The organism is Methanococcoides orientis, from assembly GCF_021184045.1.
Taxonomy (GTDB): domain Archaea; phylum Halobacteriota; class Methanosarcinia; order Methanosarcinales; family Methanosarcinaceae; genus Methanococcoides; species Methanococcoides orientis.
The window spans coordinates 1,761,766-1,779,609 of record NZ_CP073710.1; the positions used below are offsets into that span (position 1 = coordinate 1,761,766).

Annotated in this window: 18 protein-coding genes and 1 tRNA gene; 15 read left to right on the forward strand and 4 right to left on the reverse strand. The window is 44.9% G+C overall.

Annotated features, from left to right (window positions below):
* The first annotated feature begins 1 nt into the window (after nucleotide 1).
* Together J7W08_RS08530 and pheS are read left to right on the forward strand one after the other, a co-directional pair.
* Nucleotides 2-1,300 carry a tryptophan--tRNA ligase gene (locus J7W08_RS08530; protein WP_233084082.1) on the forward strand — a complete coding sequence of 433 codons (1,299 nt, stop codon included), beginning with the start codon at nucleotides 2-4 and terminating at the stop codon, nucleotides 1,298-1,300.
* A gap of 23 nt (nucleotides 1,301-1,323) precedes the next feature.
* The gene (gene pheS / locus J7W08_RS08535; protein WP_233084083.1) at nucleotides 1,324-2,805 is read left to right on the forward strand and encodes a phenylalanine--tRNA ligase subunit alpha; all 1,482 of its coding nucleotides are present in this window, start codon (nucleotides 1,324-1,326) and stop codon (nucleotides 2,803-2,805) included.
* Nucleotides 2,806-2,875: 70 nt separating this feature from the next.
* Here pheS and J7W08_RS08540 read toward each other — a convergent pair whose 3' ends face one another.
* The 4 genes from J7W08_RS08540 to larE are packed head-to-tail and all read right to left on the reverse strand — an operon-like array spanning nucleotide 2,876 to nucleotide 5,846.
* Complete coding sequence (locus tag J7W08_RS08540; protein ID WP_233084084.1) at nucleotides 2,876-4,018, reverse strand: DUF362 domain-containing protein; 1,143 nt, start codon at nucleotides 4,016-4,018, stop codon at nucleotides 2,876-2,878.
* Nucleotides 4,019-4,023: 5 nt separating this feature from the next.
* Entirely contained in the window at nucleotides 4,024-4,584 is a 561-nt protein-coding gene (locus J7W08_RS08545; protein WP_233084085.1) for a DUF531 domain-containing protein, read from the reverse strand.
* A gap of 3 nt (nucleotides 4,585-4,587) precedes the next feature.
* Nucleotides 4,588-5,022, reverse strand: coding sequence for a GNAT family N-acetyltransferase (locus J7W08_RS08550; RefSeq protein ID WP_233084086.1), 435 nt, complete (start codon nucleotides 5,020-5,022; stop codon nucleotides 4,588-4,590).
* 2 nt (nucleotides 5,023-5,024) lie between these two features.
* Nucleotides 5,025-5,846, reverse strand: a complete 822-nt coding sequence (larE, locus tag J7W08_RS08555; RefSeq protein WP_233084087.1) for an ATP-dependent sacrificial sulfur transferase LarE — start codon at nucleotides 5,844-5,846, stop codon at nucleotides 5,025-5,027.
* Between the two features lie 117 nt (nucleotides 5,847-5,963).
* Between larE and J7W08_RS08560 the strand changes: the two genes are divergently transcribed.
* The 13 genes from J7W08_RS08560 to J7W08_RS08620 all read left to right on the forward strand — a co-directional run bounded on the left by J7W08_RS08560 (nucleotide 5,964) and on the right by J7W08_RS08620 (nucleotide 17,836).
* On the forward strand, nucleotides 5,964-6,422 hold the full coding sequence (locus tag J7W08_RS08560; protein ID WP_233084088.1) for a hypothetical protein: 459 nt from the start codon (nucleotides 5,964-5,966) through the stop codon (nucleotides 6,420-6,422).
* 43 nt (nucleotides 6,423-6,465) lie between these two features.
* Nucleotides 6,466-7,590 carry a magnesium chelatase ATPase subunit I gene (locus J7W08_RS08565; protein ID WP_233084089.1) on the forward strand — a complete coding sequence of 375 codons (1,125 nt, stop codon included), beginning with the start codon at nucleotides 6,466-6,468 and terminating at the stop codon, nucleotides 7,588-7,590.
* 13 nt (nucleotides 7,591-7,603) lie between these two features.
* Nucleotides 7,604-9,199: a VWA domain-containing protein gene (locus J7W08_RS08570; RefSeq protein WP_233084090.1), complete on the forward strand. Its 1,596-nt coding sequence runs from the start codon at nucleotides 7,604-7,606 to the stop codon at nucleotides 9,197-9,199.
* A 56-nt stretch (nucleotides 9,200-9,255) separates the two neighbouring features.
* Nucleotides 9,256-9,828: a hypoxanthine/guanine phosphoribosyltransferase gene (hpt, locus tag J7W08_RS08575; protein WP_233084091.1), complete on the forward strand. Its 573-nt coding sequence runs from the start codon at nucleotides 9,256-9,258 to the stop codon at nucleotides 9,826-9,828.
* A complete protein-coding gene (gene dph2 / locus J7W08_RS08580) occupies nucleotides 9,815-10,810 on the forward strand; it encodes a diphthamide biosynthesis enzyme Dph2 (RefSeq protein ID WP_233084092.1) in 996 nt (331 codons plus the stop codon). Before hpt ends, dph2 begins: the two co-directional genes overlap by 14 nt.
* A 7-nt stretch (nucleotides 10,811-10,817) precedes the next feature.
* Nucleotides 10,818-11,423: an METTL5 family protein gene (locus tag J7W08_RS08585; RefSeq protein ID WP_233084093.1), complete on the forward strand. Its 606-nt coding sequence runs from the start codon at nucleotides 10,818-10,820 to the stop codon at nucleotides 11,421-11,423.
* 149 nt (nucleotides 11,424-11,572) lie between these two features.
* Nucleotides 11,573-12,364, forward strand: coding sequence for an exosome complex RNA-binding protein Csl4 (locus tag J7W08_RS08590; protein WP_233084094.1), 792 nt, complete (start codon nucleotides 11,573-11,575; stop codon nucleotides 12,362-12,364).
* Nucleotides 12,365-12,397: 33 nt separating this feature from the next.
* A complete protein-coding gene (locus tag J7W08_RS08595; protein WP_233084095.1) occupies nucleotides 12,398-12,673 on the forward strand; it encodes a DNA-directed RNA polymerase subunit L in 276 nt (91 codons plus the stop codon).
* Between the two features lie 87 nt (nucleotides 12,674-12,760).
* A complete protein-coding gene (gene pscS, locus J7W08_RS08600) occupies nucleotides 12,761-13,915 on the forward strand; it encodes an O-phospho-L-seryl-tRNA:Cys-tRNA synthase (protein ID WP_233084096.1) in 1,155 nt (384 codons plus the stop codon).
* A 130-nt stretch (nucleotides 13,916-14,045) separates the two neighbouring features.
* Nucleotides 14,046-14,117, forward strand: a tRNA-Gly gene (locus J7W08_RS08605).
* A gap of 429 nt (nucleotides 14,118-14,546) precedes the next feature.
* Nucleotides 14,547-15,902, forward strand: a complete 1,356-nt coding sequence (locus J7W08_RS08610; RefSeq protein ID WP_233084097.1) for a tetratricopeptide repeat protein — start codon at nucleotides 14,547-14,549, stop codon at nucleotides 15,900-15,902.
* 144 nt (nucleotides 15,903-16,046) lie between these two features.
* Entirely contained in the window at nucleotides 16,047-16,514 is a 468-nt protein-coding gene (locus tag J7W08_RS08615) for a tetratricopeptide repeat protein (RefSeq protein WP_233084098.1), read from the forward strand.
* A gap of 59 nt (nucleotides 16,515-16,573) precedes the next feature.
* A complete protein-coding gene (locus tag J7W08_RS08620; RefSeq protein WP_233084099.1) occupies nucleotides 16,574-17,836 on the forward strand; it encodes a rhodanese-like domain-containing protein in 1,263 nt (420 codons plus the stop codon).
* Nucleotides 17,837-17,844 lie beyond the last annotated feature (8 nt).

The window sequence follows — 17,844 nt, forward strand, 5'->3', positions numbered from 1 at the left end:
CATGAATATGAAACTTGATCCATGGGGTTCAGTCAATATTGACGATTACTCAAAATTGTTCGATGAATTCGGAATCCTTCCATTCGAGGACATTTGCTCTGAACTCCCTGACCCACACAGGTACATGCGCAGGAAGATAATCTTCGGCCACAGGAGCTATGACCTGATAACAGATGCAATGAAGAACAAGGACCCTTTTTCGGTCATGAGCGGTTTCATGCCCACCGGAGGCGGCCATCTCGGACACAAAATGGTCATGGAAGAGATCATCTGGCACCAGAAAATGGGAGGTGATGCTTTTGTGGGCATCGCAGACAGGGAAGCCTACTCCGTAAGAGGTGTTTCATGGGAAAAATGCCGTCAAATCGGAATTGAAGATTACATCGTAAGCCTGATAGCCCTTGGTTTCGAGCCAAACGGCCACATTTACTTCCAGTCAGAATCCGAGAATGTCAAGGAACTTACGTTCGAACTCGGTTCAAAAACGAACTTCTCCGAGCTAAGCGCGATCTATGGATTTAGTGGAGAGACAAGCGTGTCACACATGACAAGCACCCTTTCCCAGAGTGCGGATATACTCCAGCCACAGCTCTCAGAATATGGTGGTCCAAAACCTACGGTAATTCCAGTAGGTGCGGACCAGGACCCACACATGCGCCTGACGCGTGGTATCGCACACAAGATGAACATGTTCAGGATCGAAGGCCGCGAGGATAAGAAAAATAACAAGTACTTCAGTGTTCGTAGCAAGGCTGCTCCTGAAGGCGCACTTGCGGATGTCGCGGAAAGACTGCCATGGGATACAAAACTTTTCGAAGGACATGTTGATGTCTTCGGAACTGATGATTATAACAAACTCCTGAATACTGTAAGGGAAGTTGAGATCGAATACGGAGGCTATGCTTTTGTACCGCCATCTTCCACCTACCACAGATTTATGTCAGGACTGCAGGGAGGTAAAATGTCCAGCAGTGTCCCTGAGAGTATCATTTCACTAAAGGAAGATCCAAAGGCCGCTGCAAAGAAAGTAAAACGTGCCAAGACCGGCGGCAGGATGACACTTGAGGAACAGAAAAAGCTTGGAGGAGATCCAAATAACTGTTCTGCCTTTGAACTCCTTATGTTCCACCTCGTAGAAGACGATAAGGAACTTGAAGAAATCTACGATGAATGTGTTTGCGGAAAACGTATGTGTGGCACCTGCAAATCCCTTGCTGCAGAACTGATGACCGAATTCCTGACAGAACACCAGGAAAAGCGTGAGCTGGCAAAGGACCGGCTGGATGATTACGGACTATAAACCCAAAAAGGACCCTGACCGACATGAGCAACTATAAACTTACTACAAATGAAAAAAATGTGCTGCTCGCACTGGATGAACTTGCATCCACAACCCCGGAAGAGCTTGCAGAAAAAGCATCCATGAAAGTGGAAACTGCAATGCAATCCGCCTTTTTGCTCTCAGAGAACGGACTGGCAGAAGTGAATGATACAGTTACCGAACTGTACTTACTGACAGACGAAGGTCGTACCTATGCAAAAGAGGGACTCCCTGAGAGACAACTGATCAGTGCCCTGTCCGAGCCAACACCTATCGATGACCTAAAGGAAAAGCTTTCACCAAAGATGGTGGGAATTGCGACCGGATGGCTACGTAAGAAAGGCTGGGCCAGCATTGAGAACGGAATGATGGTCCCATCAGGCAATGCAGAAGAAACTGAGGACGAGAAGATACTTGCCAGTTTCACAGAAAAAGCAAGTACTCTTGAAGAACTTGGAACAGACGGTAAGACCATAAAGGACCTGATCAAACGCAAGCTTGTTTCAAAGGCCGAGGAAAAGGACCGGACAGTCTCCATCACAGATGCAGGAGTCGAACTTGTAAAAGCAGGCATCACCATTGAAGAGGAGATCAACCAGATCACATCCCAGTTATTGAAGAGCGGGGAATGGAAGAACAAGAATTTCAGGCCTTATAACATCCAGACACCCCCAAGACCGGTCTATGGTGCAAAGGTACACCCATACCAGCGTCTTATCGACCAGATGCGCCAGATCTTCCTTGAGATGGGATTCACCGAGATCAAAGGAGATGTCGTACAAAGCTCATTCTGGAACTTCGATGCACTATTCCAGCCACAGGACCACCCTGCCAGAGAGATGCAGGACACATTCCACCTTTCAAGCCGTTCAGATCTTCCTGAAGACTACACTAAAGGTATAAAGGACATGCACGAGCATGGCGGTGACCTCCAGTCCACCGGATGGGGAGGAAAGTGGAGTGAGGAGATTGCAAAACGCGATGTATTGAGAACCCACACCACTGCTGTTACCATCAAGTACCTTGCAGACAACCCGAACCCGCCGTTAAAGGCATTCTGTATTGACAGAGCATACCGCCGTGAGACCATCGACCCAACACACACACCAGAGTTCGAACAGCTTGAAGGCGTGATCATGGACGAGAACATGTCATTTGCGAACCTTCTTGGATGCCTTGAAGAGTTCTACCACAGGATGGGATTCGAGGATGTAAGGTTCAGACCCGGATACTTCCCATACACAGAGCCAAGTGTGGAACCTGAGGTATACATTGACGGCCTCGGCTGGGTAGAGCTCGGCGGAGCCGGAGTGTTCCGTAAGGAAGTAACAGAACCTCTGGGGATCAAAACTCCTGTACTTGCGTGGGGTCTTGGTGTTAGCCGTGTGGCAATGCTTAAGCTCGGACTCAAGGACCTGCGTGAGCTCTACCAGTCAGACATCGAATGGCTGCGCAAGAGCCAGGTCTGCCAGTTAAAAGATTAATAGAACACATTACATGAGCGGCCTCTGTGCCGCTTAAACCTATTTTTCAATTGATCTTTGCGGATTGGGGTTAACCCCGATTTCTGATCTTAAGAAATATCCTGGCAAAGAGCGAACGCTTCATATCCACAGCATTTGAAGGACAGAGCTCACGGCAGCAGTAACAGAGAATGCATTTTTTGTTGTTGATCTCCAACTTATCACCTTTACGTTCGATAGCATGTGGAGAACAGTTCAAAACACATGTCCCACATAAGGTGCATCTTGAAGTGTTGATGGAAGGCTTGATTATGAAAAGCTTGCCAAGTCTCTTGAGGAGAAATGGAGGCACTCTTCGAAGATGGGTTGTGGCTGACAGCCTGAACTTCATGCGCACATCGTCAAGAGGAACTCCCAGCACTTCCGGGTCCTGAGTTCCGTATCCCCTACCAATTGCTGCTTTGTTGGTAGGGACTTCCATAGGATCAAGTCCTATAACCTGTGAACCTACAATATCAAGAGACACGCAGTCATAACTTGCCATCACTACACCAACATTCACAGGCGTCCCGCTTGAAGGACCATTGCCTTCCATCCCAACTACAGCATCCATTAATGTTAGGTCGGGAACCCTGGCAGAATAGATGTCCACTACAGCCTCAGAGAATAGGTCCACTTTGCCAAGAAGATGGGCCTCTTTCCTTAACTTTAAGGGGATAGCACCGAACATGTTCTTGACAGAACCTGTATAAAGGGTCAGTTCATGGGTCTTGAGCTTTGAAAGCGAGATCACAACGTCGGCATCAACCACCGGTTTAGCAAGATAAATCTGATGGAAATGCGAAGGATTGGCAACATCTACTATCTCATACCCAGAGGTCTCAAAGCTCAAAACTTCAGCAGCGCCTGCTTTGAGGGCAGCTTCCCTTATACCGGACATATCCAGGGCTTCATCAGTTATCCCCGGGTGAGTTATGCCTGAACCATCGCCTACTATGGGAATGCCCCCTGCATCCACAACAAGCTCACACATTGCAGACACAATTGAAGGATGTGTGGTGACCGCTTTCTCAGGAAGTGCTGCAGCAAGAAGGTTGGGTTTCAGAAGTACCCGGGCACCGGGGAAGACAATTTCACCAAGTCCGCCTATCAGATCGATCGCTTCACTAACGGCTTTTTTGGTATTTGAATAATCTTCACAGCGCACTATGGATACCTGAGCTCCCGATCTCATGTCCTTTAATAACCCCTTTCCCTGCAAGTATCTTTTAGTTTCTTTCTGGTATTAACTATTCCCATGATATAGGAGGGAATGGTACCGATAGCAGTGCATGTCTCTAGAGAGATCCCTTCACACGTAATGTCAAGATGGTGATCCGAAAAGGAGAACAATTTTTTGGGCAGACCTTTCCTGCCAAGTCCTACAAGAAGAAGATAGGACTGATTGTGCTCCACCCCATCCGCAATCTCTTCAGGAGTTACAGCATATTTTTCCTCCGGTTTTGAACTGGTTATCACAGCAGTTCCGAACTGGGACTGGAAGCCCTTCTTCGGCAGGTCGAAGACGAACAGGCGGTTGCTTTCATGAAGCAATTTCAGGTATTTACCTGACTCACCGATGGTCGTCTTGTCCATTACATATTCCACAAGTTCTTCCGGAGTCATCTTGAAAGGGAAATCAAAAAGACAAAGGGTAAAACCATAAGCATAACAAATTGGTGCAGCCCTTGCAATTGCACGGTAATGGGCATCCAGCACCTTAATTTTATCATAAGTATTCACAATACCAAGCGTTAACACAATTCAGACCTCATCCGTTTGAATGCACATAACGTGCTGTTTACATCTATCAAATCTATCACATTCCCTACAATCATCCCATAAATTAACTTTCTCGGACATCGGAAGCTCAATAAAACCTAATTTCCTGAAAAAGATAGGTGAAGTGGTCCTGACGTAGATCCTTTCTTTATTTACACTTTCAAAAATGGAGGAAACCATCTTCGAACCGATCCCGTTACCACGATAATTGGGATGAACTGCTATAGAATGGATCTCACAGCAGCCCCTGTCCGCTAAAGCTGCAACACCCACGATCTTGCCATTGGCCTCTGCAACAATAAAATCATCGATAGGGACTTCATCCATATCAAGGAAATATGTTGAAAGAAGACACTCCACCGACTCACCGTCCTTTTCACCGGCTTCCCTGATAGCCACGTCAATATATTCAGACATTCTTATAATACCTCGTCCATGCTGCCACTTCTGAAACCTTCCATGTCAAGCGTAACATAGGAATAGCCCAGTTCTTTGAAACGAGATAACAATTCGTCCCTTTTTTCATGAACAACAGGGAAATCAGCAGGTAATACCTCAATACGTGCAATGCCATCATGTTCGCGAACCCTGACATGCGTGATCCCAAGAGACAGAAGGAAGTCTTCTGCACTTTCAATTCTCCTGAGAGATGCATTTGTTACTTCTGCACCATAAGGCAGTCTTGACAGCAGGCATGCATTAGATACCTTATCAGCAACTTCAAGTCCCAGATGGCGTGCTATCTGACGCACTTCTTTTTTAGTAACGTCAAACTCCGTATAAGGAGTTAAGACCAGGTCTCCTGCCTCATTTATTGCAGCCCAGCCCGGTCTGCGACCGGTGATCTCGGAGGCATTGGTCCCTTCGACCAGCACATTCAGACCTTCCCGGTCCATCACATCTTTCAATGTTTTCATGACGAGCTTCTTACAATAATAACATCTATCCTGATCATTCTGCCTGATCATTTCATCGGAAAGCATGTCATGTTCCAGTACAGTATGACGTATACCGATCTGTTTGGCAGTCCTTTTTGCATCCTCCAGCTCACTTTGGGGTATCGCACAGGAATCAAGGGTTACTGCAAGAACATTGTCCCCCAGAACTTCAAAAGCAAGGGCTGCCAGAGTTGTACTGTCCACACCTCCGGAGAATGCGACCAGTACTTTTTCTTTTTCAGCTATCGCCCCTTTGATCCTTTCGATCTTTTCGGAAAGGGATGATCCTTCAGGTATGCTCATGACAATTCCAAAGGTCCATATGGATAAATAAGTAGTGCAAGCTGCAAAATAGAGCAGTATACAGATAAAGTTTTATTAATTCAAACATATAAATGAAGTGACTTACTTATTATTATAATGAGGACTCTGGGGATGAGACCTCATTTACAAACAAGAGAGAAAGGTGAAAAAGTGGAAAATGAATGGCAGATCGACTTGAAATTACCGGATATCGGAGCCATGGCCACACTTATGGCAACCTCCATATGCTCTGCAATACTGGGTGCTGCAGAGATCGCATACACCATGATGTGGATTACCGCCGCTTATGAGCGCCACGGAAAGAGCTTCTTCATAGACCTGATAAACGCAAATGACCTTACATGGACCGCCGAATTCATAGTTGTGGCAGGATCATTATTGCTACTTTCATCAATGGTCTTCCTGATAACCATGTTCTATTCCCTGATAGAACTAAATGCATTGAACAAACCGGAAAAGACGGTCAGGATGAAGATCGTGTTCATACTGTTCAGCATTGGCATAGTACTGCTGTTCCTGGCACTTACTTCTGCCCTGATCCTGAGATACATGTGAACAGAAGAAAACAGGTGCTAAAAAATCACAGGATGGAAATATCATGAGCTTTACCAATATCACAGGCAGCATAAAGGAAGTCCCAAAACCTAAAGAAGAGAAGAGGACAAGGTTTGAGGACATACAGAAAACAGCGACCAAAACAAAGAGGGTGATGTACCCGATCTCTGCCATTGTAGGGCAGGAGATGATGCTTCGGGCACTCATCCTGAACGCCATTAACCCTTCAATTGGCGGAGTGCTGATAAGAGGACAGAAGGGAACCGCAAAATCAACCGCTGTAAGAGGACTGGCGGAGATCCTTCCGGAGATAGAGATCATTGAAGGATGTAAGTACAACTGCGACCCCCTCGACCCTGAAAAGTTCTGCTGGGAATGCAACGATAAGCAGAAGAAAGGAATGATCAAGATCGAAAAATCACCCATGAAGGTAGTGGATCTGCCGGTAGGTGCCACAGAGGACAGGGTAGTAGGCAGTCTTGACATCGAAAAGGCGGTCAAGGAAGGAGTGCAGGCCTTTGAACCAGGCATCTTGGCAAATGCCAACAGGAACCTCCTGTATGTGGATGAGATCAACCTGCTGGATGACTTCGTGGTGGATGCTTTACTGGATGCCGCTGCTATGGGTGTGAACACCGTTGAGAGAGAAGGTGTAAGTGTCAGCCATCCTGCCAACTTCATCATCGTTGGAAGCATGAACCCTGAAGAAGGGGAACTTCGACCACAGCTCCTGGACAGGATAGCCCTGCAGGTGGAAGTTGAAGGTATTGCTGATATCGAGCAGCGCATAGAGATCATTGAAAGAAGGAACCAGTTCAACAAGGACCCACAGCAGTTCAGAAGGGATTTTGAGAACGAACAGGAGAAGCTGCGTACAAAGATAATCAAGGCAAAGCAGTTGCTCGGAAGGATCACTACCACACGTGAGAACCTCAGGACGATCGCACAGATATGCGTAGCATTCAATGTTGATGGTCACAGGGCCGACATTATGATCGAGCGCACTGCACGCACAAATGCTGCTTACGAGAACCGTGAAAGGATCACAAATGACGATATTATCGAAGCCGCTGAGATGGTTCTCCCCCACAGGATGCGAAAGAAACCTTTCGAAGAAGAGGAGTTCAGTGCAGAACAACTTCGTGCTGTGGTAAATGGAAATATCTGATAAGGGATAACGGATGAAGGATAAATCTGCTGCTATCCGTATGCGAAAAGAACTTGACCGGGATTATGATATAAAGGTCTTCAATCCCGGAAGGCCTGTTCTCAGCATAAGGTTGCCACTGGAGGAACTCTCACAGATCAGCGGAGAGAATACATTAGCAGTGCATGATGAATTGCTTTCCAAGACTGAAACATTTCATCCGGAAGATATAGAAGACGTTTTTATTATTTCGGACAATGACCATGTTGTTGTAGACCCCATATCTTTTTTCAGTTCAATTAATGAGGAGGTCAGCGCTTCGAAAGCTCCTGCTGAAGAACTAAAAGACGAAACTGATTCCCTACCCATTGCTGACCCGATCGAAATTATGAACATCGAGGTTACCGAAGAGATCGAAGAATGCAGTAATGAAAACATCCAGGTTCATCTTGTTCCAACAGAATACGAACCATGTGTTGAGAGCGGACCGCGAAGGACAAGGAAAAAGGCTCCGGTACTTGTCAAAAAGACAAACAATAGTAGCAGCAGTAACGATGAAATAAAGGCCGTGGCAAGGGCTCCCGAGACCGCATTACAAACCGTTTCTAAAGACACTATGCTGACCGAGGTCCAGCAGCCGGAAGAGAAACAAAAGGATGAGAAAGTACAGGCTGATCCGGATGCAAGCAGGTCAGAAGCAAAAACCCCTTCATTAAAAGAAAAAACTGCAAACGACGAGAAGAAAGATCCTTTAGAGGATGAGAAGGTCGTTAGCAAGATACTCACCGATTTTGCTAGGAACAAACAAAAGAAGAAGGTCGTTTCGGGAAGGCTAAAATCCGGCAGGCGTGCGGAAGTGCTCACCAAAAGCAAGCGTGGCAGATATGTAAGATACAGGATGCCGGGTGACAAGATCACGGATATTGCTATTGCTCCCACAATCCGTGCAGCAGCACATCATGCTGTGGACGGGAAGATCGTCGTTAAAAAGAGCGATATCCGGGAGAAGATCAGGCGAAGGAGAATATCCACGCTCATTAACATCGTCTTTGATACGTCCGGCTCCATGGATGAGAGCGAGAAGATAAAGATCACAACAGATGTTGTCCTTGCATTGCTGAAAGATGCATACCAGAGAAGGGACCGTGTCTCACTGGTCACCTACAGCGGAAGGTCAGCAGAACTTGTGCTGCCTTTCACATCGTCGGTGGAAGCTGCAAAGAGGTATCTGGAAATGGTCCCGTTCGGAGGCACGACCCCAATGGCATCAGGAATGCTTACCGGGCTTGAGACACTGCTTCAGGAGGTTAAGCGAGAACCTGCTGCAGTTCCTATTATGATACTTGTCACAGATGGTACGGCAAACGTCCCGATGCACCTTGGAGGCAACATCAAACGGGAACTTATGCAGGTGTGCAGGCGGGTCGCAGACCACAAGGTCAACATGCTGGTAGTTGATATCAGCAATAGTGGCAGCGTACTTGCCGAAGGTCTGGCAGAGGTTGCCGGTGGCAGGTATTACCATCCAGTACTTTTAAGTAAGGAAACACTTTATTCTGCAATAAAAGAGGAACGTGACGATCTGACGGATATTGCATCTTCTGCTTCGCCTGAAGTGATGAGAACATGATCGTAACGGACCAGGGCTGTTAATTGGCCTGACCTAAATTTAAAGGGCACGATAATATGTTAGAAGTTCTTCAGGAATCACTCCGGAAAGCACCTATTGTGAACAGAGGCGAATACCCTTATTTTATTCACCCGATATCAGACGGCGTACCATCACTCGAGCCCGAACTGCTCGATGAGATCGCTGAACACATGATCAGCATCGCAGGTACCGATTACGACAGGATAGTCTCTATCGAGGCAATGGGAATTCCCCTTGCAACTACCCTGTCCCTGAAGACCGGCATCCCGTTATCGATCATAAGGAAGAGGCAATACGGCCTCGAAGGAGAGGTTATCCTTTCCCAGAGCACCGGCTACTCAAAGGGAGAGCTTTACATCAATGGTGTGAACAAGGGCGAAAAGGTGCTTGTGGTCGATGATGTGATCAGCACCGGAGGTACATTAAAAGCACTTCTGCCGGCCCTTGAGAAGATGGGAGCACAGATCACAAACGTGATCGTTGTTATCAGCAGGGGCGATGGTGCCATTCAGATGCGTGATATGGGCTATGAGATCAACACCCTGGTCAAGATAGATGTTGACCAGAACGGGGTCTCAATTCTGGAGGTGGCTGGTGAGCAGCAGTGAGCCCTTCGACTTTCAGATCGAACATATTATTGATATTATAAGGGATGTACAGCCTGCAATTATCGGATTGCAGTTCCCAGAGGGATTTAAAAGACGTGCACCTGCAATTGCATCACAGATAAGTGAAGCTACAGGTGTTGACATACTGATATCTGCAAACCCCTGTTACGGGGCATGCGATCTTGATGTTGCCATCCTTGACAATGTTGACCTTTTGTTCCATTTCGGCCATGCTCAGCTGGATGATAACAAATACAGTGAGAAGGTCATTTTTATCGAAACACGCTCTGATACAGACGTGACGGAAGTCGTCAGGAAAGCTGTTCCTGAACTAACCGGAAAACGTGTCGGAGTGCTTACCACAGTGCAGCATATACAGAAGCTTCCGGATGTTTGCGACATCCTTGAATCCGAAGGAAAGGAATGCCTGATAGGGAGAGGAGATAGTAAGATAGCCTATGCAGGGCAGGTTCTCGGATGTAATTTCTCAGTTGCTGACGGGCTTGACTGTGACGAGTTCCTTTACATCGGTACCGGACAGTTTCACCCCCTTGGCGTTTCACTTGCTACCGGTAAAAGGGTATTGATCGCAGATCCTTTCTCAAATGAGGTGCGTGAGGTAGACCCAAGAAAAATACTGAAGCAGCGCAGTGCGGTCATTGCCAATTCACTGGATGCGGAAACCTTCGGGATACTTGTGTCAACAAAACCCGGGCAGGACAGGATGCCACTTGCCAGGCAATTGAAAGAGCTTGCTGAGAAGAAAGGCAAGACAGCTTACATACTTACAATGGACCTGATAACACCTGACCAGATGCTGCAGTTCAAGGTGGATGCTTTTGTGAGCACCGCCTGTCCAAGACTTGCAATTGACGAGGTTGGCAGGTTCTCTGCGCCTATGCTCACCCCGCAGGAGTTCGAGATCGTGGTCGGAGAGCGCGAGTGGGAAAATATGGCTTTTGATGAGATAAGGGGAGAGTAAAGCAGCAATGAAACAACGCAAGCTGGAGATACTTCTTGAGAAGGTAAGAAGTTTTGACTCCCCGGATGTCACACTTGAACAATATTCAACTCCATCCGTACTTGCTGCGGAACTTCTTCATTTCGCATTCATGAAAGGCGACCTTGATGACACTGTCTACGACCTGGGCTGCGGCACAGGGATGCTGGCAATTGGTGCTAAGCTCCTTGGTGCAAAAAGGGTCGTCGGCTTTGATTCCGATCCTGCTGCCCTTGATATTGCAAGGGAGAACGCAGAAAAGCTCGGAGTCGAGGTGGAATTTGAATGTCTTGATGTAAGACAGGTCAGGGGACATGCACATACCGTTGTGATGAACCCGCCATTCGGAGCACAGGTCAAGGGAAGCGACAGGCCGTTCCTTTCAACTGCCATGAAGGTAGGAGATGTTACGTATTCCATACATAATAGTGGAAGTCTGGCCTTTGTCAAAAAATTTATAGAACCTGCTATAATAACAGAATGGTATAATACAGGGTTTCCAATAAAACGAACCTTTAAATTCCATAAAAAAGATGTAGAAAGAATTGAGGTAGAAATATACAGGATAACAAAGGTAAGTGACCAGGACAGTTGAGCAAAATAACCTGGCATATCTAATCTACAAGAGGGATTCCTATTAGAATAAGAAACCGTAAGAAAACGACCAGAAGGAACATCAAATCTTCAAACGAAGAGACAAAGGTCGAAGAAGAAACAGTAAAAGCTGCCAGCGAAAAGGTAGAAGTGGCAGAGAAAAAGACCGGGGAGAGGGAACAGAGCAGGGCTCCTAAGAGAGAAAGCGCGCCCCGTAAAGACAGCAGAGATTCCAGAAGGGATAACAGAGATTCCAAAAGGGACAGCAGAGGACCCAGGAAGGATAACAGAGACTCCAGGAAAGACAACAGGGGGAGATCCAGACCTAAACAGGAACCAGAGCCTGAACCTGAAGTTGAGGAGCTTGAACACATATCTGCTGAAGAGAAGACCTTTGTACTGCCAGGAGACCTTATCGGCACTACAGAAGAGTTCGAAGGCGGAGACAACACATTTACAGTCAGGGGAGATATCCACTCACTAGCTACCGGACATGTAATGGTCAACAAGAAACGCAGGAAGATCACTGTCAAACCAACCACAAGCGTACCTCCAACTATTGGAAGAGGAGATGTTGTCGTTGGAACGATCATGAACGTGCGCGATTCCATGGCACTTGTGCAGATCGGCGCTATCAAAGGAAACGATGACCGTGAGTTCATCAATCCGGGTATCGCAGCTATCCACGTGTCCAATGTGAAGGAATCATACGTCAAGGAAATGTCACAGGAGTTCGCGGTTTCAGATGTTGTAAAGGCAAAGATCATCAACACTGACAACATGAGGATGACAACTGCCGGCGATGACCTTGGAGTTATGACCGCAACATGTTCAAATTGTGGCACCACACTTAATCTCGATGGCGAAAAACTGAAATGCCCTGAGTGCGGACATATTGAATCACGCAAGTTGTCTTCAGGCTACGGCACAGGTATAATTTGACCAGATCACATAATCATTGCAGGAGATCATTCAATGGAACTTAAGATCTTAGAGAAATCAGAAGATGAAATGAAACTTGAGATAGCAGGAGAAAGCCATACCCTCCTGAATATGCTCAAGATCATTCTTCTTGAGGACGATCGTGTCCATACGGCATCATATGACATGAAACACGTTACGATCAGTGACCCGGTCCTATTCGTCAAGACCGAGAATGCTGATCCTATAGATGTTGTCAAGGATGCTGTTGCAACACTTATCACAGAGTGCGACGAGTTCATCTCAGTCTTTAACAAGGCTGTTGCATGAACCTTTTTTCTTTTTGCAACTTACAGCAATAGTTGAAACTTTACAAAAAATACGGCTGAATTAACAGCCCGACCCTGATGTGAATATATGACACTTGATGATGCATCATTACAGAAATTTGGATTTATCGAACGCCCAGCCAAGGGTCTGATCAATATCGACCCCCTGCAGACCGGAGGAATACTGACAGAGGATGCCAGACGCGCACTTGTCGAATGGGGAGATGGTTATTCCATCTGCGACAACTGTGGCGGCGTCCTTGACCTTATCAAGAAGCCACCGGTGCAGGAATTCGTGCACAACGCCCTCCCGGAGTTCCTGGGTGTGGACGAAGCACGAGTCACCCACGGCGCTCGTGAGTCAAAGTTCGCTGTGATGCACGCAGTGGCACAGGAAGGCGACACCGTCGTTATGGACGGCCTTGCACACTACTCTTCAGTGGTAGCAGCACAACGTGCCCGCCTGGAGATCAGAAAGGTACCATCCACCGAACGCCCGGACTACTACATCGACCCTGAAGGCTACGGTACAGCTATCGAGGAGACCATCAGCGAGACCGGTAAGGCTCCCGCACTGGCACTCCTGACATACCCGGACGGAAATTACGGTAACCTTGCAGATGCTAAAAAGATCGCATCAGTCTGCCACGAGTACGACGTCCCTCTGCTCCTCAACTGCGCATACTCAGTGGGAAGAATGCCTGTAAACGGGAAGGAACTGGGCGTGGACTTCATCGCAGGAAGCGGACACAAGTCCATGGCAAGCTGCGGACCTATCGGAGTCCTCGGTGTCAACGGCGACTATGCCGAGACAGTGTTCAGGAAATCCCCCACCAACAAGAACAAGGAAATAGAGCTTCTTGGCTGCACAGCCCGCAGTGCTACCCTGATGACCATGATAGGATCATTCCCCGAGGTCGTCAAACGTACCCGCAACTGGGACAACGAGGTAGCAGAAGCCCGCTGGTTCTCCGAAAAGCTCGAGAACTTAGGCCTCATCCAGATGGGACAAAGACCCCACAACCACGACCTCATGTTCTTCGAGGCCCCCAACCTCTACGAGATCTCCACAAAGGTCAAAAAAGGAAGATACTTCCTCTACAAAGAGCTCAAGGCACGAAACATCCACGGCATCAAGGCCGGCCTCACCAAATTCTTCAAGCTCAGCACCTTCGGAGTCGGCAGGGAAAATCTCTCCTTCATCGCAGACTCCTTCGACGAGATCATCCAGAAATACGAGTGAGGGTAGCCTCACTTTCTTTTTTCATTCTTTCTGTTTTCACTTAAGTGCTAGTTGCAACACCCCACAAACCGCCAACAGCAAACCAAAACAGCTATAATCTAAAAAGAATAAAAGAAGAAAGTACAAGTGTGCGGCTGTGGTTTAGAGGCTATGACCTGAGCTTCCCAAGCTTGGAACCCGGGTTCGATTCCCGGCAGTCGCATGAGTTTCTGATAGTGATTTTATTTGTTGTTCTAGTGCGGAGACTCTTTTTTCGAGGTCGGAATTGGTGGGAAGTTGTACAACTTGCAGGTCAGCATCGAAGTTTTCGTCTAGAGAGATTACGAATAAAGGCTTCCCGTTGTGTTCTGTTTCAAAAATGCGACATCTTTTTGAAAATTTGATAGAAGCTATAAGAGAGCTTAGTTCTTAAATTTAAGTGACCTAGCTTTCTCCAATCACCATCGTTAAATCAATTCATACTATTGCAATATTTAATACCGTTAATTAATGTCTGTTTCATTGTAAGTAATTCATCATAATTTTAATGATCTAATATACTTTATCAAAACACGAGCATCATAAAATAATTGACCCTATGTATAAAGTTTATATGATATAAACTTTAATTGTAATTTGGGGGTTTCTAATTATGATTGATGTATTTTCTATTTATTCAACGTTGTCCTTAACATTATCTTCGATATTGCCTCAAGTTATTTTTGTTATTTTGACAATCTCTGGACCAATCTATCTAAAAATATGGATTGATAATAAAAATTTTAAACATAAGATAAACAATCAACTAAAACAAGACTTATCTGTTGACGATTTGAAGAAGATACTTTCAGAAGTCCCAGAAAAAAAATATCCTTACGGATATGCAAAAGCTCAGCAAATTCTTGGAAATAAATATCGCGATATTCCCAACATTGACTATAAAGAAAATAATCTTAAACTAACCATACAGGCATACAATGATAGCCTGAGAATTTTTAGGCCCACCATATATAGATATGGTATATTAAAGTCTACTAAATACAAATATGATTATGCAACTACTCAATTTAATCTTGGTCTTGCATATTTCTATTTATCTAAAATCCGAGATCAGAAAAAAAATATTAAGATGAGCATCAAAGCTTATACAGAAGCTCAAAAAGCCTTTGAAATTGAGAAATATCAGCTTGATTATACAAATACTCAAAGCAATCTTGGAATAGCATATATAAAACTATCTGAAATAGAAGATTCAAGTGGAAATAATGAAAAAGCTATGGATGCTTTCGAGGAATGTCTAGATACTTTTGATCAATATCTAAAAGAACATAATTCCAACAATCATGATTACAATGGAATTGAGTATGCGAAAGCTATGGTTAGCTATGGTCGTGCTATCGCTAAGAAGGAAATAACGAAAGAAAATCTCAACAAAGCGATTTATTGTTATGAAAAGGCACTAGGCATAATTACATTAGAAACATCTCCAATTCATTATGCATTTATTCAAATGCATCTTGGAGATGCATATGTTTCTTATTCTGATATTGAAGATAAAGAAAATAAACTCAAAATAGGCATTGAAACATACAATAATTCTTTAGATATATTCAATATAGATAACTTTCCAATACAATATGCAAAGATCCAACTACTCTTAGGAAATGCATACATATATTTATCTCAAATTCAAAATCGAGAATCTAATCTCAAAATAGCAATCAATAATTACAAACAAGTTTTAAATATATTTCAAGTTGCAAATTACCCAATACAATATGCAAAAGTCCTAAACAACCTTGGATATGCTTTTATTCATTTATCTGAAGTTCGGGACAAAGAAGATAATCTTAAAAATGCAACCAATGCATACAGAAATGTACTAAGTGTATTCACAAAGAGTAGATATCCAATACAATACGCCACAGCTCAAATCAACGAGGGTTTAACATATATTCATTTATCTAAAATTCGTAACAAAAAAGAGAATCTTAAAAAAGCCCTTTAGATTCTACAAGAGGATGATGGAAAGAATTTTTTAAAATCAGAAAATATATTACACTATTCCGAAGCAAAAAACTATATTGGAATTGTTTATAACGACTTAGCTAACATACAAGATGAAAAACAAGATAAGAAGAAATATCTTAATTTGGCCATCAGGACTTATAAAGATCTTCTTACAAATATTGGGGAAAAATACAGAAGTTGTTGTTTGGAAACCTACAAAAACCTTGGAATTGTATATCACGACTTAGCTAATATACAAGATAAAAATCAAGATAAGAAGAAATATCTTAATTTGGCCATCAAGACTTATGAAGATGCCTTAGAAAATGCAGATGATGAAGAATATCCAATCGAATGTGCAATGACTCTAAAAAATCTTGGAATTGCATATCATGACTTAGCTGACATAAAAGATTATGAATACCACATTGAAAAAGCTATCGACGCCTACAAAAAATACACATGTGTTTGTAGAAAAAATGGATATATAAGTGACGATTACTTACTGATTGTAGGCAGAATTGGAGATGCACTTCATAAATTAGATGAGATTCGAAACAAAACTAATATTGCACAACCTAAACAAACCAATTCGTCATATTTGCATTAATTATTCCCGCAATGTTAACTCCCAAAGAATAATATAATAATTAAGGTAAATTATATTGCATGGGGGAAATTATAACTGAAGATTTAGCTGAAAACTTGCATGATTATAAGGTAATCGATATCAGACCTATTGATGCCTATAATGGATGGAAGGAGCGGGGAGAGACAAGAGGCGGGCACATAAAGGGTGCGAAAACGCTGCCTTACAAATGGTTACACTATATCGACTGGATAGAGATCGTCATGAACAAGGGGATCATGCCGGAGGATCATCTGGTCATCTATGGGTATGATCCACAGAAGGCAGAAGAGGTGGCAAGGCAATTTGGGAAAGCCGGCTACCCTGATGTGACCGTTTACAACTCATTTTTTGAATGGGCGGAAAAGGATCTGCCAATGGAGCATCTTGCAAGATATCGTCAGCTGGTCTCGGCGGATTGGCTCGATCAGTTGATCACTACAAATGATGCACCGGAATATGACAATAATAAGTTCGTGTTATGTCATTCTCACTACAGGAACCCTGAGGATTATGAGATCGGTCACATTCCGGGAGCAATAGCCATTGACACCAATTCCCTTGAATCCGAGGTGACATGGAATCGGCGATCTCCGGAAGAGCTGAAGGAAACACTGGAGAATGCAGGGATCACGCATGACACCACGGTCATCCTCTATGGAAGATTCTCTGCACCAAGTTATGATGATCCGTTTCCGGGGAGCAGCGCGGGGCATCTGGGTGCAATGAGATGCGCATTCATCATGCTTTACGCCGGTGTAAAGGATGTTCGCATACTGAACGGTGGACTTCAGTCATGGCTTGATTCAGGTTATGATATCACCAAGGAGCCTGCCAGGAATGACAGAGTATCCTTTGGAATTGAAATTCCTCATAAACCGGAAATTATGGTTGATCTTGAAGAAGCAAAAGAGATCCTTGCATCTCCTGACAGGAACCTGGTGTGCATCAGAAGCTGGTGGGAATACATCGGGGAAGTAAGCGGTTATCACTATATCGAAGCGAAAGGAAGGATACCGGGAGCGGTATACGGGGATTGTGGGACAGATGCTTACCACATGGAAAACTACAGGAATCTCGATCACACCATCCGAGAAGCCCAGGAAACTGCAGAGATCTGGGAGAAGATCGGAATTAGCCCTGAAAAGCGCAATGCATTCTACTGTGGTACGGGCTGGAGGGGCAGTGAAGCCTTCTTTAACGCATGGCTCATGGGCTGGGACAAAGCAGCAGTCTATGATGGCGGATGGTTTGAATGGAGCAACAACGACCTTCCTTTTGAGACAGGGGTACCCGAACAATGATCATCGAA

What these genes read in the sequence shown, in the direction of transcription:
- pheS (WP_233084083.1), top strand. Translation starts at nt 1,324, where the DNA reads ATGAGCAACTATAAACTTACTACAAATGAAAAAAATGTGCTGCTCGCA.
- J7W08_RS08620 (WP_233084099.1), top strand. Translation starts at nt 16,574, where the DNA reads ATGGGGGAAATTATAACTGAAGATTTAGCTGAAAACTTGCATGATTAT.
- J7W08_RS08595 (WP_233084095.1), top strand. Translation starts at nt 12,398, where the DNA reads ATGGAACTTAAGATCTTAGAGAAATCAGAAGATGAAATGAAACTTGAG.
- J7W08_RS08550 (WP_233084086.1), bottom strand. Translation starts at nt 5,022, where the DNA reads ATGTCTGAATATATTGACGTGGCTATCAGGGAAGCCGGTGAAAAGGAC.
- J7W08_RS08540 (WP_233084084.1), bottom strand. Translation starts at nt 4,018, where the DNA reads ATGAGATCGGGAGCTCAGGTATCCATAGTGCGCTGTGAAGATTATTCA.
- hpt (WP_233084091.1), top strand. Translation starts at nt 9,256, where the DNA reads ATGTTAGAAGTTCTTCAGGAATCACTCCGGAAAGCACCTATTGTGAAC.
- pscS (WP_233084096.1), top strand. Translation starts at nt 12,761, where the DNA reads ATGACACTTGATGATGCATCATTACAGAAATTTGGATTTATCGAACGC.
- J7W08_RS08530 (WP_233084082.1), top strand. Translation starts at nt 2, where the DNA reads ATGAATATGAAACTTGATCCATGGGGTTCAGTCAATATTGACGATTAC.
- J7W08_RS08585 (WP_233084093.1), top strand. Translation starts at nt 10,818, where the DNA reads ATGAAACAACGCAAGCTGGAGATACTTCTTGAGAAGGTAAGAAGTTTT.
- J7W08_RS08565 (WP_233084089.1), top strand. Translation starts at nt 6,466, where the DNA reads ATGAGCTTTACCAATATCACAGGCAGCATAAAGGAAGTCCCAAAACCT.
- larE (WP_233084087.1), bottom strand. Translation starts at nt 5,846, where the DNA reads ATGAGCATACCTGAAGGATCATCCCTTTCCGAAAAGATCGAAAGGATC.
- J7W08_RS08610 (WP_233084097.1), top strand. Translation starts at nt 14,547, where the DNA reads ATGATTGATGTATTTTCTATTTATTCAACGTTGTCCTTAACATTATCT.
- J7W08_RS08570 (WP_233084090.1), top strand. Translation starts at nt 7,604, where the DNA reads ATGAAGGATAAATCTGCTGCTATCCGTATGCGAAAAGAACTTGACCGG.
- J7W08_RS08560 (WP_233084088.1), top strand. Translation starts at nt 5,964, where the DNA reads ATGAGGACTCTGGGGATGAGACCTCATTTACAAACAAGAGAGAAAGGT.